Genomic DNA, 26,781 nt, shown 5'->3' with positions numbered 1-26,781 from the left:
GATTAAGGTTACATAATGAGATACAATAAGAACGCTATTCTCGGCGGCCTTATGGCCCTCTCTGTCGCCGCAGCGCCGGCATACGCCGCGGTTTCCTCAAGTGAGGCTGCGCGCCTCGGCAAAGATCTGACGCCTTTCGGTTCTCCGAAGGCGGGCAACGAGGCTGGAACCATTCCCGCCTGGGATGGTGGCATCACCAAGCCACCGGCAAGCTACGAGGGGAGCGGCCAGCACCATCCCAATCCGTTCCCGGACGACGAGGTATTGTTCACCATCAATGCCAGCAATGCTGACCAGTATTCCGAGCACCTCACGGATGGTCTGAAGGCGATGCTGGAAACCTACCCGACCACGTTCCGGATTCCGGTGTACAAAACCCGCAGGAGCCATTCCCTGCCGGACTGGGTTGAAGCCAATACCCGCGAAAATGCTACCAGTGCCGAAATCGTTGGTGAAAGCGCCGGTATCGATGGTGCGTTCGGCGGCTATCCGTTCCCGATTCTCAGCGGCAATGATGAGCAGAAAGCGTGGCAGGTCATCTGGAACCATCTGACCCGTTGGCGTGGTGTCTCGCTGACCCGACGTGCCAGTGAAGTGGCGGTTCAGCAGAACGGCGATTACACGTTGGTGACATCACAGCAAGAAGCCTTCTTCAACTTCTACAATCCTGAAGGCGGTGAAAAGACCCTCGAAAACGTGATTTTCTACTACCTCTCGTTTACCCAGTCTCCGCCCCGTCTGGCTGGTGGTGCGATTCTCGTGCACGAGACCATGAACCAGATCATCAACCCGCGTAACGGCTGGGGCTACAACGCCGGTCAACGCCGTGTCCGCCGGGCGCCGAACCTCGGTTACGATTCCCCGATCGCGGCAGCCGATAACCTGCGTACCGCCGATGACACCGACATCTTTAACGGTGCCATGGATCGGTATAACTGGACCTATGAGGGTAAGCGCGAAATCTATATCCCGTACAACAACTATGAGATTGCTCAGGAAGGACTGCCTTACACCGAAATCCTCGGAATGGCGCATCTGAATCCTGATCTGATGCGTTGGGAGTTGCACAGGGTCCATGTCGTGACCGCAACCCTGAAGGATGGCGAGCGACACATCTACGCCAAGCGTCGTTTCTATGTTGACGAGGATAGCTGGAATACCGCCCTGCTTGACCAGTATGACGGCCGTGGCGAGTTGTGGCGCGTGAGCATGGGCGTTCTTAAAAACTATTACGAATTGCCGGGCGTATGGACTACGCTTGAAGCGTTTCACGATCTCCAGGCCCGTCGCTATCATGTTCAGGGCCTGGACACCGAAGAACCGAATACCAGGGTCTTCACAGATGACGTTCCGAACAAGCGGTACTTCTCTCCGGCTTCCCTGCGCCGCCGGAGCGTCCGCTAAGGTTCAGATAACCAGGAGTTTCCCGCGCCCAATGGAGTAGGCGCTCGGTATACCGGCATCCGAAAGGTTGCCGGTATCTTTACAGTTAGAGCCGGGATGACCCGGTCAGAGACACACGTAAAAACAACCTATAGGCAATCCGAATGGCTACAAGCTTTATGTGTAAAACCCTGGGTGCAGCGTGCCTTGGGCTTTCCATGGCCTGTGCGTCCCCTGTCGCATTTGCACTGACGGACGTTATTGAAACACCAGCAAGGCCAACTGAGCTGGCTCCCGAAAATCTTCTGAATGATGTGGAACGTGCCGGCGACCGTATCTTGGCGATTGGCGAGCGTGGCCACATCATCTTTTCCGATGATGAGGGTGACACCTGGACCCAGGCAGAGGTTCCGGTCTCTGTCACCCTGACCGGTATTGATTTCGGCAGTGACACCCATGGCTGGGCGGTGGGTCACAGCGGTGTGGTGCTTCATTCGGATGATGCCGGCGAAACCTGGGAGCTTCAGCTTACCGGAACGCGCGCCGCTGAACTGGCGATCGAGAGCCAGGAAGAAGCCATTGCTGCCATGGAAGAGCGCGTAGAGGCAGCGCCAGAGGAGAAGAAATCCGATCTCGAATGGGCGCTGGATGATCTTTACTTTGCACTTGAGAATATGCAGGCGGATCTCGACATCGGTCCGGTCAATCCATTCCTCGACGTCTGGTTTGCAGACGAGAATCAGGGGTTCGTGATTGGTGCCTATGGTATGTTCTTCCACACCAAAGATGGGGGCGAGACCTGGCAGGACTGGTCGCCAAAACTGAGTAATCCCCAGAACTTCCACCTGAACGCCATCTCGAGAGTCGGTGGCGGTGCGATGGTCATCGTCGGCGAAGCCGGCCAGATTCATGTCTCGGTTGATCAGGGACAGAACTGGGAGCGGCGTGAAGGCCCGTATCCGGGCTCGTTGTTTGGCGTGATCGGTACCGGTCGGGTGAATGAAATCCTTGCGTTTGGCCTTCGTGGGACGCTGATGTTGTCAACGGACCTTGGTAAGTCCTGGTCTATGGTCAGTACCGGTTCCACCGCAACGTTGAACGACGGCTTTGCCGAGGATTCCCGAATTGTACTGGTTGGTAATAGCGGCGCCGTCCTCACCAGCGGTAACGGTGGTGATACCTTCCGTGAGTATCTGCGTGACGACCGACAGGGCGTCATGAGTGTAGTGCCGGTTTCGGGTACCAACCTGCTGCTGGTTGGTGAAGGTGGCGTGAAAATGACCGATGCCAAAGGCAAAAACCTTCAATAACGCCCTGATGTGGCAACAACCGAACAGAAAAATAGAGGGGCTTTTGAATGTCCAACCCTAAGCATGACAAGGGCGAACATTACCTGACGACGCCAAAGGCGGAGCCATTTCTGGAACGCGTGATTTTCAACAACCGCGCGGCCATCCTGATTGGCTTTATACTGGTGACCCTGTTCCTGGGGTACAACGCTGCGAAAATCCAGCCCGACGCCAGCTTCGAGCGGATGATCCCGCTGCAACATCCTTACATCATCAATATGCTGGATCACCGGGATGATCTCCAGAACCTCGGCAACTTCGTCCGAATTGCGGTCGAAGTTAAAGAAGGTGACATCTTCAGCGCCGAGTACATGGAGACCCTGAAGCAGATCACCGATGAGGTTTTCTACCTGAACGGCGTTGACCGCTCCGGGCTTAAATCCATGTGGACGTCCAACGTCCGATGGGTTGAAGTTACAGAGCAGGGCTTTCAGGGCGGCACCGTCATTCCCGATAACTACGACGGCTCAGACACCAGCCTCGAGCAGCTGCGCCAGAATGCGCTGCGCTCAAACGAGGTTGGGCGTCTGATTGCGGACAATTTCAAGTCCACGATTGTCTACGCGCCGCTTTACGAGAAGAACCCCGAGACCGGTCAGCCGCTCGATTACGGCGAGTTCTCCCGTCAGCTCGAAGAAAAGATCCGTCAGAAGTACGAAGCCCAGAATCCCAATATTGACATCCACATCGTGGGCTTCGCCAAGAAAGTGGGCGACCTGATCGAGGGGATCGGTTCAATCGCCTGGTTCGCCGGTATCACCATCATTCTGACCACGCTGCTGCTGTTCTGGTATTCCCGGTGCATCGCGGGCACGCTGGTTCCGGTATTCACCTCGATTATCGCGGTGTTCTGGCAACTGGGCGCGTTGCGCCTGCTTGGCTATGGTCTGGATCCGTACTCTGTTCTGGTGCCGTTCCTGGTATTTGCGATCGGGATCAGCCACGGGGTTCAGATAGTCAACGCCATGGCGGTCGAGTCAGCCAAAGGCTTTGACTCCGTCACGGCTGCGCGTCTTGCGTTTCGTGCCCTCTACATCCCCGGCATGCTGGCATTGATTTCCGATGCATTCGGCTTCCTGACACTGTTCTTCATCGAGATCGATGTAATCCGGGATCTGGCTGTGGCTGCCGGTATCGGTGTCGCCTTCGTGATTGTCACCAATCTGGTGCTGCACGTCCTGATCATGTCCTATGTCGGGATTTCCAAGGGCGGTGTTCGCCATGTTCAGAATCATGGCGAGAAACAGGATCGCAAGTGGCGAGTTATGTCGTACTTCTCCCATCCTGGTGTGGCGCCGATTTCACTGCTGATCGCCGTTATTGGCCTGGGACTTGGTCTCTACTACAAGCAGGACCTGAAGGTGGGCGATCTGGATCGCGGTGCGCCGGAGTTACGCGCGGATTCCCGCTACAACAAGGATAACGCCTTCATCATTGATAACTATTCGACCAGTGCCGACGTGCTCGTGGTTATGGTGAAGACGCCGGTCGAGCAGTGCACCCAGTATGACGTGCTGCGTGCCATGGACAGTCTGCAGTGGGAGTTGCAAAACACACCGGGGGTTCAGTCGACCGCATCCCTGGCTGATGTCTCCAAGATTGTGACCAAGGCGCTGAACGAAGGTAACTGGAAGTGGTTCGAGATTTCCCGCAACCAGACCATTATTAACGCGTCTATCCGAAATGCACCTTCCGGGCTGATCAACACTGACTGCAGCCTTACGCCGGTGCTGGTTTTCCTTGAGGATCACAAGGCCGAAACCCTGCAGACCGCGGTGGAGCGGGTTGAGGAATTTGCGGCAAACAACAGCAACGAGAACCATACCTTCCTTCTGGCAGCCGGTAATGCGGGTGTCGAAGCGGCCACCAACGAGGTCATCTCCAATGCCAAGGACCTGATGCTGATGATGGTCTACGGTGTGGTGAGTTTGCTGTGCCTGCTGACATTCCGGTCCATTCGCGCCGTGCTTTGTATCGTTATCCCGCTGGGGCTGACGTCAATCCTGTGCGAGGCGATCATGGCGGTCTCCGGCATCGGTATCAAGGTCGCGACCCTGCCGGTTATTGCCCTGGGTGTCGGTATTGGTGTGGACTACGGTATCTACATCTACAGCAAGCTTGAAAAGTTCCTGCTGGAAGGCAAGACCCTGCAGGATGCCTATTTCGAGACCCTGCGCTCCACCGGTAAAGCGGTCATGTTCACTGGTGTGACCCTGGGCCTCGGCGTAGTGACCTGGATTTTCTCGCCGATCAAGTTCCAGGCCGATATGGGCTTCCTGCTCTTCTTCATGTTCCTGTGGAACATGGTTGGGGCTATCTGGCTGCTGCCGGCCCTGGCGCGCTTCCTGCTGCGCCCGGACCGCATGCTGGCCAAGGCCCGCGCCTCGAAGTAGTCCTTCCGAGGACCCGCAAAAAAGCCCGCTCTGCGGGCTTTTTTGTTGTCTGGTCAAAAGGTTAGCCGGGAAACTCGTACTTTATTTATAGGCCGAACTGGTCTATGTTCTAAGATGAATCTCGAGCCTGTCCCCAAGAAACGACGGGCTTTTTATGACAACTATCAGAAGAAGGAAGAACTCACATGACACTGAAACTTAAGGCATCCGCTCTCGCCGTTGCTGCTGCTGTCAGTCTTGGCGCGGCCTCAACTTCTGTTTCCGCTCAAGAGCAGCGTTTTGTGACGATTGGTACTGGTGGTGTGACTGGCGTTTATTATCCGGCGGGTGGTGCCATCTGTCGTCTGGTGAATATGGACCGTAAAGAACACGGTATCCGCTGTTCAGTTGAGAGCACCGGCGGCTCAGTATACAACCTGAATGCGATCCGTCAGGGCGAGCTGGATCTGGCGGTCGCCCAGTCCGACTGGCAGTACCACGCCTACAATGGCACCAGCCAGTTCAAGGACGATGGCGCAAACAAGGACCTGCGAGCGGTTTTTTCACTGCACCCCGAACCGTTCACCGTGGTTGCCAGCAAGGGGTCAGGGATCACCACTTTCGAGGATCTCGAAGGCAAGCGGGTTTCCGTGGGTAACCCCGGTTCTGGCCAGCGCGCCACTGCCGAGGTGCTGATGGATGAGATGGGCTGGAGCATGGACAAGTTCTCGCTGGCGGCCGAACTCAAGGCGGCGGAGCAGTCGCAGGCGCTTTGCGATGGAAACATCGATGCGTTCTTCTACACCGTTGGCCATCCGTCCGGTTCCATCAAAGAGGCAACGACCTCCTGTGACAGTGTCCTGGTCAACGTCGAAAATGACGCGACCGCCAAGCTCATTTCCGAAAACCCGTATTACCGCGAAGCCACCATTCCGGGCGGCATGTACCGTGGTAGCGACGAGGACGTAACAACCTTTGGTGTGGCTGCAACCTTCGTGTCATCCACTGACGTTCCGGACGAGGTGGTTTATGAGGTCGTCAAGGCAGTGTTCGAGAACTTCGACAGCTTCAAGCGCCTGCACCCGGCCTTTGCCAACCTGAACAAAGAGGAAATGGTATCCGACGCTCTGAGTGCGCCCCTGCACCCAGGTGCGGCGAAGTACTACAAGGAAGCTGGCCTGATCGACTGATCACGCGCCATTTCTAGGTGGCCGCCGGCACTTCCTGCCGGCGGCCATGACTGACCCTCCCGTTTTCCTCTGACAGGATTCAGCTATGAGCAATAGCGACCCGAGAGCCGGGAATGACGCCGACCGACCGAAAGTCGAAGAGGTTCTCCAGACCGAATCCGGTGGGAGAGCCACGACTGGCGCAGCTGCAGTCATCCTTTTTGTCGTCCCTCTGCTCTGGTCCCTTTTTCAGTTATGGATAGCGTCACCGCTACCGTACATTTTCGAGATTGGCGTCTTTAACTCCACAGAGTCGCGATCAATTCATCTGGCCTTTGCCGCCTTTCTGGCCTTTGCCGCGTTCCCGATGATTCGCGGAAAGCACGTCAACCACGTTCCGATCTATGATTGGATTCTTGCACTGGCAGCGGCATTCGCGGCGTCGTATCTCTATGTCTTCTACGATCAGCTTTCGACACGGCCCGGTGCTCCGGAAACCCGGGATCTGGTTGTCGCCCTGTCTGGCCTGGTACTGCTGCTTGAGGCCACGCGGCGCTCGCTGGGTTTGCCCCTCACAATCGTTGCCGGGGTTTTCATTGTTTACTCTCTCGCCGGCCCTTACATGCCGGACGTTATATCCCATAAGGGCGCAAGCCTGAGCAAGCTGGCATCTCACCAGTGGCTTGGTACCGAAGGGGTGTTTGGTGTTGCGCTGGGCGTTTCAACCAGCTTTGTATTCCTGTTTGTTCTCTTCGGTGCGCTGCTTGAGCGTGCCGGTGCCGGGCATTATTTCATCCAGGTGGCCTACGCACTGCTTGGCCACATGCGTGGTGGCCCAGCCAAGGCCGCAGTGGTGTCCAGTGGCCTGAGCGGGGTGATTTCAGGGTCATCCATTGCCAATGTGGTTACCACCGGTACCTTTACCATCCCGCTGATGAAGCGGGTTGGCTTTCCGGCAACGAAGGCCGGAGCGGTCGAGGTTGCCGCCTCGACCAACGGTCAGTTGACTCCCCCCATCATGGGCGCGGCCGCGTTTCTGATGGTGGAGTATGTGGGCATTTCCTATCTCGAAGTCATCAAGCACGCGATTCTGCCTGCGATGATTTCCTATGTGGCGCTCATCTACATCGTCCACCTGGAGGCCTGCAAGCTCAATATGAAGGGCATCGAGCGCGTGGATCGCCCGACACTGGCTCAGCGCATGCTCAACTGGGTGGTGATACTGCTGGGGCTCAGCATCCTGACGCTGGTTGTCTACTACGGCATCGGCTGGATGAAGGACTGGTTGGGGGCAGCGGCCATGTGGGTGCTCACGCCGTTGCTGCTCCTTGTCTACGTGGGGTTGGTTGGTTACGCAACTCGTTTCCCGGTACTGGAGGAGGACGATTCTGATGAGGCCATGGACGAGCTTCCGCCGGTCGGACCCACGGTCAAAACCGGGCTCTATTTCCTGCTGCCGGTGGTGGTCCTGGTCTGGTGCCTGACGGTTGAACGGTTCTCGCCGCAACTGTCAGCCTTCTGGGCAACGGTGTTCATGATTTTCATTGTCGTTACCCAGGGGCCGTTAAAAGCATTTTTTTACAAGCAGGGTCACTATGGCCGCCAACTGAAACAGGGTGGTATCGACCTGGCTCATTCACTGGTCACCGGCGCCCGAAACATGGTGGGTATCGGGGTTGCAACCGCCACCGCTGGCATCGTTGTGGGTACTGTTACCCTGACCGGCATTGGCCTGGTGATGACCCAGTTCGTGGAGTTTATCTCGGGCGGCAACCTGTTGCTGATGCTGATCTTTACCGCCATCATCAGTCTGATCCTCGGGATGGGCTTGCCTACAACGGCCAACTATATCGTTGTGTCCACTCTGATGGCGCCTGTTATTGTCACCCTGGGGGCGGCGAATGGTCTGCTGGTTCCGCTGATTGCCGTTCACCTGTTTGTGTTCTACTTCGGGATCCTCGCGGACGACACGCCGCCCGTGGGGCTGGCGGCCTATGCCGCCGCGGCAATATCCGGAGCCGATCCGATACGAACGGGTGTCCAGGGTTTCACGTACGACATTCGCACCGCCATCCTGCCATTCATGTTCATCTTCAACACGCAGTTGTTGCTGATCGGGCTTACTGGCTGGATAGACCTGCTGGTGACCATCTTCAGCGCAGTGACGGCGATGCTGGTGTTCTCGGCAGCGACCCAGGGCTTCTGGTTTACCAAAACCCGTTGGTGGGAAACCGTATTCCTGCTCCTGATTACTTTCACCCTGTTCCGTCCGGGTTTCTGGTGGGACATGGTCTATCCACCGACCGAGAATCGCCCTGGGGCTGAAGTTCTCGAATACGTGGATGACGTACCTGCCGATGAGGCCATCATCATCCAGGCTTCCGGCATGTCGATTGACGGAGAGGAAGTATCGAAATACCTGAGACTGCCGCTGCCTGAGGCAGAGACGCCGGCCCAGAGACTGGCCGCAGCAGGGCTGGAGGTTTCGCCGCAGGGAGATCAGATGGTTGTCGATTTCGTAAGCTTCGGGAGCATTGCTGAGAAGGCGGGCATCAGTTTCGGCTGGAGCATCGATGCGGTGCAGGTCCAGAACGAACGCCCGCCGAAAGAGCTGATGTTCATTCCGGCTCTGATCCTGCTGGCGTTACTCGCCTTCGGACAGCTTCGAAGGCGGGCCCGTGAGGGTGGAGAACCGCAGGCGGCCTGATTCTGGAGAGGCCAGGCTCGCCCCTGAAAACCCGGCATTAACCTGCCGGGTTTTTTTCTGTTAGACTCCCGGTCGAATCGGCCCGCGGTTTGTATCGTGGAACGCCGTTATCATGTGATCTCTGGTATAGATCACCGCTGAGTAACCAACTGGAGTTTTTTCATGCCCGTCGTAACTTTGCCGGATGGCAGCCATCGCAGTTTTGCAGAACCCGTATCCGTTCATGACGTCGCCGCAGACATTGGCGCTGGTCTGGCGAAGGCCGCACTGGCCGGCCGGGTGAACGGTAAGCTCGTGGATACCAGCTACCGTATTGAAGACGACACCGAACTGGCGATTATCACTGATCGCGATGAGGACGGTGTTGACATTATCCGCCACTCAACGGCCCACCTTCTGGCAATGGCGGTGAAAGAACTGTTTCCCTCAGCTCAGGTAACCATTGGTCCGGTTATCGACAACGGCTTCTATTACGACTTCAAGTTCGACCGCCCGTTTACCAATGAAGATCTGGCGCGGATCGAAAAACGAATGGAAGAACTGTCCAAGCAGGACATCCCCGTGTCGCGTTCCGTGCTGTCCCGTGATGAAGCGGTGAAACTGTTCGACGAAATGGGCGAAGAGTACAAAGTCCGTATCATTGAGGACATCCCGGGTAACGAGGATCTATCTTTTTACCGTCAGGGCGATTTCATTGACCTTTGCCGCGGCCCGCATGTGCCCAGCACCGGCAAGCTCAAGGCCTTCAAGTTGACCAAGGTTGCCGGGGCGTACTGGCGCGGTGATACCAGTAACGAGCAGTTGCAGCGTGTCTATGGCACTGCGTGGGGCAACAAAAAAGATCTCAAGGCTTACCTGCACCGCCTGGAGGAAGCCGAGAAGCGTGACCACCGCAAGATCGGCAAGAAACTGAACCTGTTCCACATGCAGGAAGAGGCGCCGGGCATGGTGTTCTGGCACCCGGACGGTTGGTCGGTGTATCAGGAGATCGAGCAGTACATGCGCGATATGCTGCGCAACCACGGCTACCAGGAGATCAAGACGCCTCAGGTGGTCTCCCGTGCCCTGTGGGAGAAGTCGGGGCACTGGGACAAGTTCCACGACGACATGTTCACCACAGAGTCCGAGAAGCATGACTACGCCATCAAGCCGATGAACTGTCCGTGTCATATCCAGGTGTTTAATCAGGGCCTGAAGAGTTACAAGGATCTGCCTCTGCGACTGGCAGAGTTCGGTTCGTGTCATCGTAATGAGGCATCCGGTGCGTTGCATGGTCTGATGCGGGTGCGTGGTTTCACCCAGGATGATGCCCACATTTTCTGCGAGGAAGACGCGATCCAGGAGGAAGTGTCCCGGTTCATCGATCTCCTGCACGAGGTGTACAAGGATTTCGGCTTCGATGAGATCCTCTATAAGCTTTCCACCCGTCCGGAGAAGCGCGTTGGTTCTGACGAAGTGTGGGACAAGTCCGAGGCCGCACTGGAAGAAGCCCTGAATCGCGAGGGTGTCGACTGGGAGTTGTTGCCGGGGGAGGGCGCGTTCTACGGCCCGAAAATCGAGTTCTCGCTCAAGGACTGCATCGGTCGGGTCTGGCAATGTGGCACCATTCAGGTGGATTTCTCAATGCCGGGCCGCCTCGGTGCCCAGTATGTCGCCGATAATTCAGAGCGCAAAACACCGGTGATGTTGCATCGCGCGGTACTCGGTTCGTTTGAGCGTTTCATCGGTATTCTTATCGAAGAATACGAAGGGGCGTTCCCGACCTGGTTGGCACCGACCCAGGTTGCCATACTCAATATCACCGATAATCAGCGTGAATATTGTCAGAATCTGGCGAAAAAGTTGGATTCTTTGGGCTATAGGGTTAATGCTGACTTGAGAAACGAGAAGATCGGCTTTAAAATCCGCGAGCATACTCTTAACAAGGTTCCCTATCTTGTCGTTGTCGGTGACAAAGAAATCGACAACAACGCTGTTGCGGTGAGAACCCGCAAAGGTGAAGATCTGGGAACACTATCGCTCGAAGCGTTTGAGCAGCTTTTACAGAAAGATGTTGAACGCAAGGGCAAAACAAAGACGGAGATCTAATTATTAAACAGCGAGCGAATCGGGGTGGGCGCACACCAAAAGCGCCGATCAATGAGAATATTGACGCAACCGAAGTCCGACTGATTGACGCAGAAGGCAATCAGGTCGGTGTAGTACCAATTGAGGATGCCTTGAAACAAGCAGAAGAGGCATCGCTTGACCTGGTCCAGGTTACGGATTCCGATCCGATCGTCTGTAAGATAATGGACTACGGCAAGAAAATCTTCGACGAGAAGAAGGCCAAGGCGGCTGCCAAGAAAAAGCAGAAGCAGACGCAGGTCAAAGAGCTTAAGTTCCGACCAGGAACTGAAGAAGGGGATTATCAGGTCAAACTACGCAACCTGGTACGTTTCCTTGAAAACGGGGACCGCGGCAAAATCACTATTCGCTTCCGTGGGCGTGAGATGGCACACCAGGAAATTGGTATGAAGCTCATGGCTCGCATCGAGACGGATATTGAGGAGCTGGCAACTGTGGAAATGCGGCCGAAAATGGAAGGCCGTCAGATGACCATGATAGTGGCGCCCCGAAAAAAGAAGTGAACCTGATCGGGTGATGATCCCCCGCGCATGCGGGGGATTTGTCGTTCAGGGGCACATTTGTTGTTCTTAAAAATAGAATGCGGAGTTTTAAAAAATGCCTAAGATGAAAACCAAAAGCGGAGCCACGAAACGGTTCAAGAAAACCGCCACTGGCTTCAAGCACAAGCAGTCCTTCACCAGTCATATCTTGACCAAGAAGAGCCCCAAGCGTAAGCGTCAGCTCCGTGGTACCAAGCTGATTGCCAAGTCTGATGTGGCTTCCATCAAGCGTATGACCGCGGGCTAAACAGCGCGCGAATCATTCCTGAAAAGGTTTATTAAGGTAGAAGGATTAAGATATGGCTCGTGTAAAACGTGGTGTGGTCGCACGCCGTCGTCACAAAAAGATTCTCAATCAGGCCAAAGGTTACTACGGTGCTCGTAGCCGTGTATTCCGTGTAGCCAAGCAAGCGGTTATCAAGGCCGGTCAGTACGCTTACCGTGACCGTCGTAACCGTAAGCGTGCTTTCCGCGCTCTGTGGATTGCTCGTATTAACGCTGGTGCCCGCGCTAACGGCCTGTCCTACAGCCGTCTGATCGCTGGTCTGAAAAAGGCTAACGTTGAAATCGATCGTAAGGTTCTGGCTGACCTGGCCATGAACGAGCAGCAGGTGTTTGCCGCTGTTGTCGAGAAAGCCAAAGCGTCCCTGTGATCGCTTAAGCTCTTCATCGATTGCTGATCGATACGGGCGTCTCATGTCATCATGAAGGCGCCTTCTGATAGGGGAAGGGCACGCTCTTCCCCTATTTTTATTTTAAGAATTCGTATTAGTACTCCCATTTCTGGTTTGGAGCAGGGTCAATGGAAAACCTGGAGCAACTGGTTCAGGACGGGTTGGCTGCGGTGGAAAAGGCCGACAGTCTGCAGGCGCTTGATCAAATTCGTGTTGAGTACCTGGGCAAAAAGGGTGTGATCACCCAGCAGGCAAAGACACTGGGTAAGCTTTCTGCCGAAGAGCGTCCCGCTGCAGGCCAGAAAATCAACGAAGCCAAGGGGCAGGTTGAACAGGCCATCAACGCCCGGCGCGCTGATCTTGAGCGAGCGGCAATTGAGCAGAAGCTCGCGAGCGAATCCATTGACGTTACCCTGCCAGGCCGTGGCCAGGACCTTGGCGGGCTGCACCCGGTGACCCGCACTCTGGAACGCATCGAGCAGTTCTTTGCCCGTGCCGGCTACACGGTCGAGCAGGGCCCCGAAATCGAAGACGATTACCATAACTTCGAAGCGCTCAACATTCCCGGGCACCACCCGGCGCGTGCCATGCACGACACCTTCTATTTCAATCCGGGCACGCTCCTGCGGACCCATACCTCCCCGGTCCAGATTCGCACGATGGAGGCTGGAAAGCCGCCGTTCCGGATGATTTGTCCAGGTCGGGTGTACCGCTGTGACTCTGATATGACCCATACCCCAATGTTCCACCAGGTTGAGGGTTTGCTGGTCGAAAAAGATGTCAGTTTTGCGGATCTCAAGAGCACCGTGGAAGAGTTCTTGCGGGTGTTCTTCGAGCGCGATCTCAAGGTGCGATTCCGTCCGTCTTATTTCCCGTTCACCGAACCGTCTGCCGAGGTGGATATCGAGTGGGGCCGGGAGGCCGATGGCAGCATCAAGTGGCTGGAAGTGATGGGTTGCGGCATGGTTCATCCCAAAGTATTTGAATATTGCGGTATCGATGCCGAGGAATATCGTGGCTTTGCGTTCGGTCTTGGCGTAGAGCGCCTGGCCATGCTCCGCTACGGCGTCAATGACCTTCGGATGTTCTTCGAAAACGACCTGCGCTTCTTGCGCCAGTTCCGTTAATCCGGCGTTCTACGGCACTCAAATCAACAGGCGAAACCGCATCAGGACAACAAGGCTATAACCATGAAATTCAGTGAACAGTGGCTGCGCGAGTGGGTAAATCCGACCATCGGAACCCAGGAATTGATGGACCAGATCACCATGGCCGGTCTGGAAGTGGATGGTTTTGAGCCGGTCGCAGGTCAGTTCAGCGGCGTCATTGTCGGCGAGGTGCAGTCGGTTGAGCCGCACCCGGATGCCGACAAACTGCGGGTGTGCCAGGTAAGCGATGGCAAGCAGACAGTTCAGGTAGTGTGTGGCGCTCCCAACGTGAGAGACGGCCTCAAGGTCCCGTTTGCCGTGGTCGGTGCGGTGCTGCCGGGCGACTTCAAGATCAAGAAGGCAAAGCTGCGCGGGCAGCCATCTGAGGGCATGCTTTGTTCCGAATCCGAGCTCGGACTTTCGGAAAACCATGCTGGCTTGATGGAGCTGCCGGCAGACGCGCCGGTAGGGCAGGACGTGGCCGACTACCTCAAGCTGAATGACGTAACGATTGATGTGGACCTGACGCCCAATCGCAGCGATTGTCTCTCGATCAAGGGCATTGCCCGTGAGGTGGGCGTACTGAATAGCATGCTGGTTGAGGGACCTGAGATTAAACCCATCGAGGCGGTGCACTCGGAGGTTGCTGATATCCGGGTCGAAGCGGCAGCCGGCTGCCCGCGCTATCTTGGCCGTGTTCTGCGTAATGTGAATCTCAGGGCAGAATCTCCGTTGTGGATGCAGGAGAAGCTGCGCCGGTCAGGAATTCGTTCCATTGACGCGGCGGTGGATGTCACCAACTACGTCATGCTGGAGCTGGGTCAGCCGATGCACGCGTTCGATCGAGAAGAGATCCGGGGCGGCATTGTGGTGCGGATGGCAAAGGCCGGCGAAAAACTGGTCCTGCTCGACGGCCAGGAAGTTGAGCTTACCGAGCAGACCCTGGTGATTGCCGATCATGAGAAACCGGTTGCGATTGCCGGTGTAATGGGAGGTGAGCATTCCGGGGTCAGTGAGAAGACGAATGACTTGATTCTCGAATCCGCCTACTTCGATCCCATTACCCTGGCGGGCAAGGCCCGGTATTACGGCCTGCATACAGATGCCTCCCACCGTTTCGAACGGGGCGTGGACTACAATCTGGCCCGCGAAGCGATGGAGCGGGCGACGCAGTTGCTTATGGATATTGTTGGCGGTGAGCCCGGTGAAATCATTGAAGTGGTCAGTGATCAGCACCTGCCGGAGGACCGAGTGGTGGATTTACGTTCGGATCGTCTTTACGACGTTCTGGGCCTTGAGATTGACCGGACGACCGTTGAAGAAATCCTGAGTCGGCTCGGCCTGCATATCGACAAGCTCCTGAAGGCGGGGTGGCGGATCAGTGTGCCCAGTTTCCGCCCGGACATCTCCATTGAGGAAGACCTGATCGAGGAAGTTGGCCGGATCTTCGGTTACAACAACCTGCCGGTGACCGAGCCCACGGGGGCTCTTGGGCTGCGTCAGCAAGATGAAGCTACCCGTCCGGTATCGGCGATCCGGAAATTCTTCGTGGATAACGGTTATCAGGAAGCTATCACCTACAGCTTCGTGGATCCCAAGGTTCAGAAGCTGATTGATCCGGACCGCGAGGGAATTGCCCTTGCCAATCCCATTTCCTCCGATCTCTCGGTCATGCGCACCAGTCTCTGGAGTGGCCTTCTCAAAACCGTTGCCCACAACCAGAATCGCCAACAGGGGCGGATTCGCCTGTTCGAAACCGGTTTGCGGTTCGAGCAGGAGGGCGAGCGAATTGACCAACAGCAGATGTTGGCCGGCGTTGTGGTAGGTTCCCAGTATCCTGAAAACTGGGTAAACGGTCGCAGAACTGCCGATTTCTTTGATGTAAAAGGGGACCTGGAAAGCCTGTTCCGTCTGCTCGGTATCGAGATCCAGTTCGTTGGCAGCCAGCATCCTGCGCTGCATCCGGGCCAGACCGCAGAATTGCTCCGGGATGGCGAACATGTAGGATGGCTAGGCACGTTGCATCCACAAGTTCAGAAAAATCTTGAACTTAATGGCACGATCCTGATGTTTGAGCTATTCTTGGATTCGATCGTTACTGGTTATGTGCCTAATTTCAAAGAAATTTCAAAATTCCCTGAAGTTCGTCGGGATTTGGCTATCATTATCGGAAGCGATGTGGCGTTTGCCGATGTCGAGCGTGTGGCCAGAAAGCATGCCGGCGAACGACTGACAGCGCTGCGTGCGTTTGATGTATACGAAGGTGAGAGCCTGGGCGAGGGGAACCGGAGCCTGGCGCTTAGTCTCTTCTGGCAGCACCCGGAGCGCACATTGACCGAGGACGAGGTTCATTCGCTCTTCAATGGTGTAATCGACGCATTGAAAGAAGAGCTGGGGGCAACACTGAGGAGTTGAGACATGGCGGCTTTGACGAAAGCGGAAATGGCAGAGCGGTTGTACGAGGAATTGGGCCTGAACAAACGCGAAGCCAAGGAAATGGTGGAAGCTTTTTTCGACGAGATCAGAGGCGCACTCAGCCATAACGAACAGGTGAAGTTATCGGGCTTCGGTAACTTCGACCTGCGTGACAAGAAACAGCGACCGGGACGGAACCCGAAAACTGGTGAGGAAATTCCAATCAGTGCACGGCGTGTTGTTACGTTTCGCCCGGGACAAAAACTAAAGCAAAAAGTAGAAGCGTATGCTGGAACCCAGTCATAATAACGAACTTCCCACCATTCCCGGGAAGCGCTATTTCACCATTGGTGAAGTCGCAGACCTTTGCGCGGTCAAGGCACACGTCCTGCGCTATTGGGAGCAGGAATTCCCGCAGCTATCGCCGGTAAAGCGTCGAGGAAACCGCCGCTATTATCAGCGGGCAGACGTTATAACCATTCGTCAGATCCGCAGCCTGCTTTACGATCAGGGCTATACCATTGGTGGTGCCAAGCAAAAGCTCAGCAGCCACGAGGTGAAGGACGATACTTCCCAGTACAAACAGCTGATCCGACAGATGATAACGGAGTTGGAAGAGGTGCTGGATGTGCTGAACGCGCCGGTGAAATAACCGCAGCGCCGAAAGGAAAGCCGAAGGGGCGAGCCTCTTCGGCTTTTTTCGTGTTCGCGAGGTCGGTAGTGAGCGAAAACGATCCGGGCAAGGGTGCTATCAGTTCCTGTCCGGGCGGTTGCTCTGGTTTCTCCCGGTGTTTGCGAGATGCTCCCAGTAGATTGCGCGATCCTCATCCCGGGTGACGCCCACTCCGGTTCGATAAGCGCGAGCCGTTTCCTCCATTCCTATCCGGTCGCCGGACTCGGCCAGTCGCCTGTACCACCTGAAGGCCTTGGCATCGCTCTGCTCGACACCCATTCCCTCCGAGTACATGTTGGCGACGTTCAGCATCCCCTGCCGGTTACCCCTTTTTGCCAGTGTGAGGTACCGTTCAAAAGCCAGATCGTATTGCCCCATCTTATAGACAGCGTAGGCCTCCAGCACTTTAACGATGTCTCGGGCGGTACGTTTCTGGTCGTCCTCAAAGGCCTGAGTCGGCGTTGGTCCGCTGAGTAGCGTTAACACCGCGGTCAGCCACATTGCCTTGTGTATCGTGGACCTCGGGCCCATGGGTGCTCTCCGTCTGTCTTCGATTGCGGCTCATTGCAAGTGACATACGCTAGCAGCATTGAAGGTTTGAAGACTATGGTACTGGGGTAGCGTTTTGACACGGCTTTAGTGGTAGTGGTGGAGGGTGAAAGTGGTGCGGAAACAAAAAAGGCAGGGGCCCAGGCCCCTGCCCTTTCTTTTGAATCTGGTCGGGACGGTAGGATTTGAACCTACGACCCCCTGCACCCCATGCAGGTGCGCTACCAAGCTGCGCTACGCCCCGATTCGCTGTGGGCCCCGAGAAAACTTAAGAGCTATCTCAGTGGCTTAGCGGGAGCGAAGTCTACACCAGCCCATAAGAAAAATAAACAGGCTTTAGAGATTTTGCGCCCTGATTTTCAGCGGAGCTTGGTCTCTCTTAGCTTGAGAATAGAGTCGGGCGGATCGAAGGTTGCCGGGCTAGCCTGTGGCCAGTACTTGTCGAATACCGTGTGGCCGGTTTCACCTTCGAGCAGGGCACCCGGTTCAAGGTATGGGAACAGATCCATGTAGGAATGAACTTCCGTCTTGGAGACACGGCGCACCACGTGCTCAGGGCCGAGCTCCGACGGGTGGCGCAGGCCGGATGATTCAAGCAGGTTCTGCAAGGCATCAAGGGTGTTTTTATGAAAGTTGTAGACCCGCTGGCTCTTGAGCTCCACATCCAGTTTGTTGCCACGTCGGGGATCCTGGGTTGCGACACCGCTTGGGCAGCGCCCGGTATGGCAATTCAGGGCCTGAATGCAGCCCAGTGAGAACATGTACCCACGGGCTGAATTGCACCAATCAGCGCCAAGGGAGAGGGTACGGGCAATGTTGAATGCCGACGTAATCTTGCCCGCTGCGCCAATCGCGATGTCTTCCCTGAGGTTCGTGCCAACGAGGGTGTTGTGTACGAGCAACAGGGCTTCGGTCATAGGCATGCCGAGCCGGTTAATGAACTCCAGGGGCGCGGCGCCTGTGCCTCCTTCGCCGCCATCAACGACGATAAAGTCGGGTTTTTGACCGGTTTCGAGCATTGCCTTCACGATGGCAAACCATTCCCAGGGGTGGCCTATGGCCAGCTTGAAGCCTACCGGCTTGCCGCCTGACAGTTCCCGGAGCCGGTCGATGAAAGCAAGGAGTTCCAGGGGGGTGGAGAACGCCGAATGGAGGGCAGGCGACACGCAGTCCTCGCCGACCGCCACACCTCGGGCTTCAGCAATCTCCGGTGTCACCTTGGCCCCGGGCAAAATTCCCCCATGTCCCGGTTTGGCCCCCTGAGATAGTTTGATCTCTATCATTTTGACCTGATCGATGGTGGCGTTTTCTTGGAACATTTCCTCGTTAAACGTGCCGTCCTTGTGGCGGCAGCCAAAATAACCCGAGCCAATTTCCCAGACCAGGTCGCCACCGGGTTGGCGGTGATATCGGGAAATTGAGCCCTCGCCGGTGTCGTGGTAGAAGCCGCCAAGCCTCGCTCCGGTATTGAGGCTCAGGATGGCGTTTGCCGAAAGCGAACCAAAGCTCATGGCTGATATGTTAAAAACGCTTGCACTGTAAGGCCTTGCGCAGTGTTTCCCAATCAGGATTCTGAAGTCGCTGTCGCTTATTTTGGTGGGATTAAGAGAATGATTCATCCATTCGAATCCCTCGTCGTACATACCTAGTTGGGACCCAAAGGGCCGCTTGTCGAGCACGTTCTTGGCGCGCTGATAAACAATGGTTCTTTGTTCCCTTGAGAAAGGGCGTTCCTCAGTATCGGACTGAATGAAGTACTGACGTATCTCCGGCCCAACGGATTCAAGCAGGTACCGAAAGTTGGCAAGGATAGGGTAGTTGCGGCTGACTGTGTGTCTTCTCTGAAGCAGGTCGTAAGTGCCGAGAGCAGTCAACGCGCCGAAGGCAACGACGAAAAAGTAGGCGGCATCCGTGAAGAAACTTGCGACCGAAGATGCGAGAAAGCCGGCAATGCTCAGTGCGTAAACGGTGTAGCGGAGCGGAAAGGTTGTGTTTTTCTCCATGGATACCTCAAGTGGGGACGGTTTGCCGGGGTTTGCGGATATCTGCACCAGAGTATATCGATACGCCGCGAAATCTGTAGCCGATTGCCTGATGTTGGGTCACTGTTCCCGAGATCATGGTCTATGCTGAGATTTGGGGCAGTGAATCACTGCATCCAGGTTTTGATGTTTTGAGTTCAAAACATTAGTATGACGCGCTTGTAACGTTTGAATACCGATTCCCAAAAAAAGACTTTCCAATTCAGGAGGCTCCAAACGTGGGCGAGGTAGTTAAAGACGAATATCAGACGGATTACGTCGCAGGCCAGGATAATATCAATCCTTTTGGCCTGGATCTTCACGCGCCGGTATTCCCGATTACGGCAATACTGGTCGTGCTTTTCGTGGTAGGAACCCTCATTTTCCCGGCAGGCTCGAAAGAACTTCTGGACGGTGCAAAGTGGGACATTATTGCGACATTTGACTGGTTCTTTTTGCTCAGTGCCAACATCTTTGTGGTGGTGTGCCTGGCCTTGATCTTCATGCCAGTGGGCAAAATTCGACTGGGCGGGATGGACGCCAAACCTGAGTTTTCAACCATGTCCTGGTTCGCCATGCTGTTCGCGGCGGGCATGGGTATTGGCCTGATGTTCTGGGCGGTTGCGGAGCCCACCGCCTACTACACCGGTTGGTATGAGACGCCGTTCAACGTTGAGGCGAATACGCCCGAAGCGGCTAATCTCGCCATGGGCGCAACAATGTACCACTGGGGTCTGCACCCATGGGCGGTTTACGCCATTGTTGCTTTGTCCCTGGCATTTTTCTCGTTCAACAAGAACATGCCGCTGACCATCCGCTCGGCGTTCTTCCCCCTGCTGCGCGATAAGGTCTGGGGCTGGCCTGGCCACGTCATTGATATTCTGGCCGTCGTTGCAACCATCTTTGGTTTGGCAACCTCCCTCGGGTTTGGCGCCCAGCAGGCGGCCTCCGGGTTGAATTACCTGTTCGACACGGGCGGGGGAATCAACGTGCAGATGGCGATCATTGTGGGTGTTACCGCGCTGGCGTTGATATCCGTCCTTCGTGGCCTCGATGGTGGTGTAAAGGTACTCAGTAATATCAACATGGCTCTGGCCGGAATCCTGCTGTTCTTTATCATTTTCGCCGGACCAACCATGACGGTGCTGGAAACCATCTGGGTGACCTCCTCAAGCTATGTCGGCAACATCGTTCCTCTGAGTAACCCGTTCGGCCGTGAAGACGAAGCGTGGTTCCAGGGTTGGACTGTGTTCTATTGGGCGTGGTGGATTTCCTGGTCACCGTTCGTTGGTATGTTCATCGCGCGCGTATCGCGCGGCCGGACTGTCAGGGAATTCGTGACTGCGGTGCTGATCATTCCTACCGTGATTACCGTGGTTTGGATGAGCGCTTTTGGTGGCTCTGCACTGGAGCAGATTCAGAATGGTATTGGTGCTCTGGCTGAAAATGGCCTGACCGATGTCTCTCTGGCGATGTTCCAGATGTTCACCAACCTGCCGCTGACTGGCATCATTTCCTTCGTGGGTATCATTCTGGTGTTGGTGTTCTTCGTAACCTCCTCGGATTCCGGGTCACTGGTTATCGATAGCATCACCGCCGGAGGCAAGACCGACGCACCGACCGCTCAGCGTGTTTTCTGGGTAGTTATGGAAGGTGCAATCGCAGCTGCGCTGATCTTTGGTGGCGGTGAAGACGCCCTCGGGGCGATCCAGGCGACGGCGATCAGTGCCGGTCTGCCATTTACCGCGATACTGCTGGTAATGACGTGGGGGCTTCTGAAAGGCCTGTCCCACGAGCGCAAGCTTCTGATTGCCAGGGGCGAAATGTAGCAGTGTCAATTCAGGCATAAAAAAACCGGGGCAAAAGCCCCGGTTTTTTTGTGGACGCTTCCCCCGCTAGAGCGAGGCGAATACCTCCATGGCGTAATTGGCCCGCTCCTGCGGCGTGAAATGGGGGCGCTTGAGGCGCTCAATGGTGCGCAAGCGCGGCAGCAGCCCCCGGCCATTGGCCATCTGGATCGCCAGGCCAGGCCGGGCGTTCAGTTCGAGCAGCAATGGCCCTTCGTGGGCATCCACCACCAGATCCACCCCCATGTACCCAAGCCCGGTTGATTCGTAGCAGCGGGCCGCCATCTCCAGCATTTCACCCCAAGCTTCGATCTCGATGTTCTCCAGGGCCAGACCGGTATCTGGATGCAACGTGATTGGCTTGTTGAATTGAACCGCATTCAGGCTCTGTCCAGTGCCGATATCGAGGCCCACACCTACCGCGCCCTGGTGAAGGTTCGCTTTGCCGTCAGAGGCCTTTGTGGCGAGCCTGAGCATTGCCATGACCGGGTAGCCTCTGAACACCACGATACGAATGTCAGGCACGCCCTGAAAGGAATACCGGGCGAGGGTGGGAACGGACTCAACCAGGCTCTCGACAATGGCAACATCCGGAGTGCCTGCCAGCGAGTAAAGACCAGCGAGGATGTTGGTGAGGTGTCGTTCCAGGGAAGATGCCGGAATCCTGGAGCCTGAGGCCTTGACGTATTCGTCGTTATCCCGGCCGGTAATGACGGTGATGCCTTTTCCCCCAGAACCCTTGGCAGGTTTGATGGCAAAGCCTCCCAGGTCCTCTGCCATCTGCCGGAAACCGGAAATTTCGTGTTGCTGGCGAACGACCTGGAGCAGGCGGGGCGTCCTTACCCCGTATTCCGCCACGGCGAGTTTTGTCTTGAGCTTGTTGTCGACCAGCGGATAGGAGGAGCGTTCATTGTACCGGGCAATGTAATCCACATTGCGCCGGTTCATGTTCAGCATACCCAGACGATTGAGTGTTCTCGGTGATATCCAGCCCATATCAGTCGTAGGCCTTCATGGGTGTGAACCGCTTGAGCTCGCTCAGTTTGTAACCGGTGTACTGGCCCATCAGCAGAATCAGGCCGAGAATCACTAAATGCAGCTCGGGAAAGTTGAACGTCAGGTGGCCTGCCAAGGGAGCACTCATCAGCAGATATGCGCAAATGGCGACAAACATGCTGCCGGCACCCTGGATGAGGACTTCATGGGCACCTTCTTCCTCCCAGAGTATCGACATGCGTTCGATGGTCCACGCAATGATTACCATGGGGAAAAAGGTCACCGTCATGCCCGTGTTGAAACCCATCTGGTATCCAATGATGCTGAGACCCGCCGTGATGAAGATGACCAGTATGATCAGGGCGGATATCCTCGAAACCAGCAGGAGGTTCAGGCTGGAGAGATAGCCCCGCATCATCAGGCCAATCGAGACCACCGACAGGAAGGCGATCAGGCCCGGAACCAGGGTTGTCTGGACGAATGCTACGGCAATCAGAACCGGCATGAAGGTTCCGGAGGTGCGTATGCCTATGACAATCCGCATGAAGGCCACCATCAGCGCCCCCAGTGGCAACAGTAGCAACATGCGGAACATGCTTTGTTCTTCTATGGGGAGCTCGTAGAAGCTCAGGAAGCCAAGGCCGTTGGAATCGAACTCCATGGTTGCGAGCTGTAGGGCCGGAACCGTTTGCCGGAGCATCGAGAAGCTGACTTCCGAGTTGTCCCCGCCAACGACATCCAGCAGAGACGCCGAGCCCTGTCGCCATAGCAGCAGACTCTCTGGGACCCCCTGCTCAGCGGTATTCGGGTCAAAAGTCAGCCATTGCTCGCCGTTGAAGATCTGCAGGAAAGGCATCAAGGATTGCCGGCGGCGGGCGTCTTCCAGTTTCAGCCCGTCGGCCGTTCGTGCCGGGATACCTGAGTGATTCAGCATGTCGACCAGCAAATCGAGGTAGTTTTCCTCGGAAACCAGCAGTGTGGTGTTCTGGGTTCGGGTATCCGGCTGCATGAACCGGATCAGTTCCCGGGTCATGCTCTCCGGGGTGCTGGACCGTTCCTCTGCCTGAGCCAGTACTTCGCGCACAGCCGTAGCCTGGGGCTCCTCCCAGAATATTTTGCGGGCTTTAGGTTCTGGGGTGGGCTGCCGGTCAATTGCCGAATCGTCCGGGATAAACTGGGTTTTGAAATACAGGGTCTGGCGCCCGGACACGTTTCGCTTGGTCCATTCAGCCCGACGACTTCCGTTCTTCTCGATGATCGAGAATCCGTAGCCTGGTGAAGCGGCCTGCTCCGAGAGGATCCGGAAACCAGGTGGGTTTTCTGGCACATTCAGGCTCGCAAGCACGGCCCCGCTGTTTGCGTCGAAATCAACTCTGGCCTCAATCATCCAGACGGGGCGCTGTTCGCCGGAAAGCCAGGGAATGCCAAGCTCTATGTGGCGCCAGATGGCCAGGGAAATGCCGGCTGCGATGAGGAGAAAAACGGCGATGTAAAAGGGCAGACGGGAGCGGGGGGTCACGAGTCGTTCCTGCTATGAAGGATTGAGTCGGGAAGCTTGGTGGCGAACTCCCGGCCAACATCAATCAGCATGACGTCTCGCAGGACATTGCGCCCGATCAGAACTTCGTAGGACAGGTCATCCCTGTCCGTTAACGAGAATTCGGCGACCTGCTGGTGATCGCCTATGGCAAACTGAAGTTCCACAACAACCCGTCGTTCAGGGTCTTCGGCACTGGCCTGGATCACTTTGACCCGTCGGGAAACCTCCTTCTCCAGAGTGATTAGCTCATCGCTGCCGGACACCGGGACATCAAAGCGAACCCAATTGCTACCATCCCGCTCGAACCGGGTGATGTTACGGGCATCAATGGACGACGTCTCGGCGCCACTGTCGATTCGGGCGGTGTAGACCTGGCCGGCATCAGCCAGATAGATTCGTTCCACTTCACCGACAATGAGCTTTCCCTTCAGCCGATCAGCAATGCCTCTCGATGGGTCGGCACTGGGGCAGATGGTCTGGGGCTGAACGGGGGGGCAGCTTGGCTTTTCAACTTGGGTCTTGATCGCTTCAAGAATGGACTGGGTGGATTCCCGTTCCACCCCCAGCAACTTTTCGTGTCGGGCGTTGGCGTTGCCCTCGATTGTCACGAGAGTGGCGCGTTGAGTCTGCACCGACTTGTTCAGCTCATTCAGGTTCTCTTTGGGCACCATAAGGTAGCGGTCTGCCGAACATCCGGCGAGCAACAGTACCAAGCCGGAAGCTAGCAGACTCATTGAGCGACAAAAACCAGCTCGCATCTGTTTTGAACCCATTAAGAACCCCTGCGCCAACTGCCGGTCACGTCTTTCATGCTGCTGAAATGACGGACAGTCTGATGTTTCTGAAGATTAGTAGGCGCAGGAGTATACAACAACCAAAGTGTGTAGTTGCTTTACAGTTGGTTAAGAGGGCAGATTTTTCGAGTGAGTCTCACGTTTGAGGCGTAAGTGATTACCGGAATGGAAAGTTAGCGTCTCCAAGAGAGGTTTCGGAGCGCAGAAATTCCTGAATCACCGGAGAGCAGTTCAGGTAGAACAGCAGGAGCTCCCGTTGCACGTCCTGGTCCTGAATTCTGGCCGCGTAACTGATCAGCTCGCGGATGGCCTCATCACTGCCGGATTTGTTGTCCGACGGCTCGAAACTCTTGCTATAGCGGGCTTTCAAGAGGCTGGTCAGGCGTTCGAGGTGGAATTCCCCGGTGTGGGTGATGTGCGGGAGAATGCGAAAGCCCCCTGATCTTGTGCCAGAGCCACAGGATCCGAACAATGCGGAATCCGCATCGCCCGCCGTGCAGTCCGGTTGCATGAAGTCTGTTCCCAGTTTTCGCCAGAGTTCTTTCAACATGATCAGTAGTCCATTTGCGATCCTGTTCGCGCCCGTGAAGCCGTTAAAAAAACGTAATGCCTCAAGGCACAGGAACCTTTTACCCTTTTAGACGATATTACGTGTCGCGTCCACAAACAGATTCAGCCGGTTTGTGGATTTGCTACGCAGTCGATATCACAACGGTGATCCGTAAAGCCTGCCACGGCTTGGTGCGAAAAAGGTTCCATTGATGAGGTAGACTGTAACTTTGGGGCATAATTCCGCTTTCGTTACCAAACACAAGCAGATACAGGAGTGCGCGCAGTGCCAGAGGCTGTCACCGATTTGATGGTATCCCGGCCTGATCTCATGGCCGGCTGGATGGGTGTAATGGTGATCGCAGTGTGTGTGTTGGCCGTGGTGGCGATTCGCGCAAATTTGGAAGGGCGCAAGCTGGCGGTCGACCTGGAAACTCTGGCAACGGCCCGTGATGACGTCGAACGGTTGCTTCGGGAGGCTCAGCACGAGAATGCGATGGATCGACAGCAAACGGAATACCTGGAAAAGGCTCTGGAGGAGCAGGGAGCCCGTCTCGCAAAGCATGAACAGGATCTCGAACACTGGCGGCAGCGCGCCACAGGGCTGGAGAATCGTGTTGCCGGCCTGGAGTCCGATCTGGAGGGGCGCAGAACGCGAATCGGCCAGCTGGAAGGTGAGCGTGAGAGCCAGCAACAGCGGTCAGAAGCGTTGTCCAGAGAACTGCATGCGGCTCAGGTTGCGTTGCGTGAGCAGGAGGTCACCCTGGACAAGGAGCGGCGTGCCACGACAGAGAAGCTTGAACTCCTGGAAAGGAACCGTGATGCGCTGAAGCAGGAGTTCGAAAACCTCGCCAACAAGATCTTCGAGCAGAAGAGCGAACGTTTCAGCCAGCAGACACGTACCAGCCTTGATACTTTGCTGAACCCGTTCCGGGACCAGTTGCAGGACTTCCGCAAGCGGGTGGAAGACGTTTACACCACCGAGACCCGTGATCGTCAGGCATTGAGGAGTGAGATCAAGTCCCTTCAGGACCTGAATCGTCAGATCACGGAAGAAGCTTCGAACCTGACTCGCGCGCTGAAAGGGGACAAAAAAATCCAGGGCAACTGGGGCGAGCTGATTCTTGAGCGGGTTCTGGAAAAGTCCGGCCTTCGCAAGGGGGTGGAATACGACACTCAAGGTAGCTACCGCGACGCTGACAATCAGCTGCTTCGTCCTGACGTGGTTGTTCACCTCCCGGACAGCCGGAATCTGATTATCGACTCCAAGGTGTCCCTGTTGGCGTATCAGCAGTGGGCAACCGAGGAGGATGATGCCGTCCGTGAAAAATCGCTCAAAGAGCATGTAGAGGCGGTCAGGAACCACATTCGCACACTGAGCGAAAAGGACTACAGTCAGTTAAACGGGTTGCATTCGCCGGACTTCGTGTTGCTGTTCATGCCCATTGAGCCTGCGTTCGTGGCAGCATTTCAGCAGGACGAGAACCTCTTCGCGGAAGCGTTTGAGCGAAAGATTATCGTGGTAACACCAACCACACTGCTGGCAACGCTCAGGACCATTGAAAACATCTGGCGTTATGAACGACAAAGCCAGAATGCCCGTCGTATCGCTGACCGGGCCGGCGCAGTCTACGACAAGCTGCGGGTTTTTGTGGAGGCGATGGAGCGTCTCGGGGGCCAATTACATACGGCACAGGGCACGTACGATTCGGCGATGAACACGCTCACTCGTGGGCGGGGGAACCTGATCTCACAGGCCAACCGGTTTGTTGAGCTTGGTGTCAGGGTTAAAAAAGAGCTTCCCAAGGGCATTATGGATCAGGCGGAAGTGGATGCCGGAGACGTTCCGGACATCGACGACGAATTTGACGAGTCAGAGACGGAAGAGTCAGCGATTGGCGCGGATAATCAGCAGGAGTAGATGGC

At 55.9% G+C, this 26,781-nt stretch carries 21 protein-coding genes and 1 tRNA gene; 15 read left to right on the top strand and 7 right to left on the bottom strand.

The genetic code is table 11. The features are described from left to right. Window positions 1-15: 15 nt before the first annotated feature. From QQF73_RS15600 to QQF73_RS15540, 13 genes are all read left to right on the top strand, one after another. Window positions 16-1,404, top strand: coding sequence for a DUF1329 domain-containing protein (locus QQF73_RS15600; RefSeq protein ID WP_219868270.1), 1,389 nt, complete (start codon window positions 16-18; stop codon window positions 1,402-1,404). 143 nt (window positions 1,405-1,547) lie between these two features. Next, window positions 1,548-2,693 (top strand): WD40/YVTN/BNR-like repeat-containing protein, encoded by a 1,146-nt coding sequence (locus tag QQF73_RS15595; protein ID WP_285368760.1) that lies wholly within the window; start codon window positions 1,548-1,550, stop codon window positions 2,691-2,693. Window positions 2,694-2,740: 47 nt separating this feature from the next. Continuing rightward, window positions 2,741-5,125, top strand: a complete 2,385-nt coding sequence (locus QQF73_RS15590) for an efflux RND transporter permease subunit (RefSeq protein ID WP_219868269.1) — start codon at window positions 2,741-2,743, stop codon at window positions 5,123-5,125. Window positions 5,126-5,310: 185 nt separating this feature from the next. Then, window positions 5,311-6,294 (top strand): TAXI family TRAP transporter solute-binding subunit, encoded by a 984-nt coding sequence (locus tag QQF73_RS15585; protein WP_219868268.1) that lies wholly within the window; start codon window positions 5,311-5,313, stop codon window positions 6,292-6,294. An 85-nt stretch (window positions 6,295-6,379) separates the two neighbouring features. Continuing rightward, the gene (locus tag QQF73_RS15580; RefSeq protein ID WP_285368759.1) at window positions 6,380-8,980 is read left to right on the top strand and encodes a TRAP transporter permease; all 2,601 of its coding nucleotides are present in this window, start codon (window positions 6,380-6,382) and stop codon (window positions 8,978-8,980) included. Window positions 8,981-9,142: 162 nt separating this feature from the next. After that, window positions 9,143-11,068, top strand: a complete 1,926-nt coding sequence (thrS, locus tag QQF73_RS15575) for a threonine--tRNA ligase (protein WP_219868266.1) — start codon at window positions 9,143-9,145, stop codon at window positions 11,066-11,068. A gap of 2 nt (window positions 11,069-11,070) precedes the next feature. Further along, window positions 11,071-11,610, top strand: a complete 540-nt coding sequence (gene infC, locus QQF73_RS15570; protein WP_218637411.1) for a translation initiation factor IF-3 — start codon at window positions 11,071-11,073, stop codon at window positions 11,608-11,610. A 94-nt stretch (window positions 11,611-11,704) separates the two neighbouring features. Continuing rightward, entirely contained in the window at window positions 11,705-11,896 is a 192-nt protein-coding gene (gene rpmI / locus QQF73_RS15565; RefSeq protein WP_088828864.1) for a 50S ribosomal protein L35, read from the top strand. Window positions 11,897-11,948: 52 nt separating this feature from the next. Next, a complete protein-coding gene (gene rplT / locus QQF73_RS15560; RefSeq protein WP_285368756.1) occupies window positions 11,949-12,302 on the top strand; it encodes a 50S ribosomal protein L20 in 354 nt (117 codons plus the stop codon). A 149-nt stretch (window positions 12,303-12,451) separates the two neighbouring features. Then, entirely contained in the window at window positions 12,452-13,450 is a 999-nt protein-coding gene (pheS, locus tag QQF73_RS15555) for a phenylalanine--tRNA ligase subunit alpha (protein WP_219868265.1), read from the top strand. A gap of 63 nt (window positions 13,451-13,513) precedes the next feature. Further along, a complete protein-coding gene (gene pheT / locus QQF73_RS15550; RefSeq protein ID WP_219868264.1) occupies window positions 13,514-15,886 on the top strand; it encodes a phenylalanine--tRNA ligase subunit beta in 2,373 nt (790 codons plus the stop codon). Window positions 15,887-15,889: 3 nt separating this feature from the next. Further along, entirely contained in the window at window positions 15,890-16,192 is a 303-nt protein-coding gene (ihfA, locus tag QQF73_RS15545) for an integration host factor subunit alpha (protein ID WP_007151838.1), read from the top strand. Then, window positions 16,173-16,538, top strand: a complete 366-nt coding sequence (locus QQF73_RS15540) for a MerR family transcriptional regulator (RefSeq protein WP_219868263.1) — start codon at window positions 16,173-16,175, stop codon at window positions 16,536-16,538. The genes ihfA and QQF73_RS15540 overlap by 20 nt, the downstream gene beginning before the upstream one ends. Before the next feature lie 99 nt (window positions 16,539-16,637). On the opposite strand, the gene QQF73_RS15535 is transcribed toward QQF73_RS15540, so the two are convergent. The 3 genes from QQF73_RS15535 to QQF73_RS15525 all read right to left on the bottom strand — a co-directional run bounded on the left by QQF73_RS15535 (window position 16,638) and on the right by QQF73_RS15525 (window position 19,111). Continuing rightward, window positions 16,638-17,090, bottom strand: coding sequence for a tetratricopeptide repeat protein (locus QQF73_RS15535; RefSeq protein ID WP_219868262.1), 453 nt, complete (start codon window positions 17,088-17,090; stop codon window positions 16,638-16,640). Between the two features lie 185 nt (window positions 17,091-17,275). Next, window positions 17,276-17,352, bottom strand: a tRNA-Pro gene (locus tag QQF73_RS15530). A gap of 115 nt (window positions 17,353-17,467) precedes the next feature. After that, the gene (locus QQF73_RS15525) at window positions 17,468-19,111 is read right to left on the bottom strand and encodes an FMN-binding glutamate synthase family protein (RefSeq protein ID WP_285368755.1); all 1,644 of its coding nucleotides are present in this window, start codon (window positions 19,109-19,111) and stop codon (window positions 17,468-17,470) included. Between the two features lie 257 nt (window positions 19,112-19,368). On the opposite strand from QQF73_RS15525, the gene QQF73_RS15520 reads away from it, so the two are divergent. Next, entirely contained in the window at window positions 19,369-20,958 is a 1,590-nt protein-coding gene (locus QQF73_RS15520) for a BCCT family transporter (RefSeq protein ID WP_219868260.1), read from the top strand. A 66-nt stretch (window positions 20,959-21,024) separates the two neighbouring features. On the opposite strand, the gene QQF73_RS15515 is transcribed toward QQF73_RS15520, so the two are convergent. The 4 genes from QQF73_RS15515 to QQF73_RS15500 all read right to left on the bottom strand — a co-directional run bounded on the left by QQF73_RS15515 (window position 21,025) and on the right by QQF73_RS15500 (window position 24,856). Further along, window positions 21,025-21,972 (bottom strand): alpha-L-glutamate ligase-like protein, encoded by a 948-nt coding sequence (locus tag QQF73_RS15515; RefSeq protein WP_219868259.1) that lies wholly within the window; start codon window positions 21,970-21,972, stop codon window positions 21,025-21,027. 1 nt (window position 21,973) lies between these two features. After that, window positions 21,974-23,491, bottom strand: coding sequence for an inactive transglutaminase family protein (locus tag QQF73_RS15510; protein ID WP_219868258.1), 1,518 nt, complete (start codon window positions 23,489-23,491; stop codon window positions 21,974-21,976). Continuing rightward, window positions 23,488-24,246 (bottom strand): ATP-dependent zinc protease family protein, encoded by a 759-nt coding sequence (locus QQF73_RS15505; RefSeq protein ID WP_324125545.1) that lies wholly within the window; start codon window positions 24,244-24,246, stop codon window positions 23,488-23,490. The genes QQF73_RS15510 and QQF73_RS15505 overlap by 4 nt, the downstream gene beginning before the upstream one ends. Before the next feature lie 217 nt (window positions 24,247-24,463). After that, window positions 24,464-24,856: a hypothetical protein gene (locus QQF73_RS15500; RefSeq protein ID WP_219868256.1), complete on the bottom strand. Its 393-nt coding sequence runs from the start codon at window positions 24,854-24,856 to the stop codon at window positions 24,464-24,466. A gap of 495 nt (window positions 24,857-25,351) precedes the next feature. On the opposite strand from QQF73_RS15500, the gene QQF73_RS15495 reads away from it, so the two are divergent. Continuing rightward, window positions 25,352-26,776, top strand: a complete 1,425-nt coding sequence (locus QQF73_RS15495; protein ID WP_425607965.1) for a DNA recombination protein RmuC — start codon at window positions 25,352-25,354, stop codon at window positions 26,774-26,776. Window positions 26,777-26,781 lie beyond the last annotated feature (5 nt).

This window comes from Marinobacter albus (assembly GCF_030238305.1).
Classification (GTDB): domain Bacteria; phylum Pseudomonadota; class Gammaproteobacteria; order Pseudomonadales; family Oleiphilaceae; genus Marinobacter; species Marinobacter albus.
The sequence above is the reverse complement of the archived record's forward strand: the minus strand, read 5'-3'. Positions and strand labels throughout refer to the sequence as shown.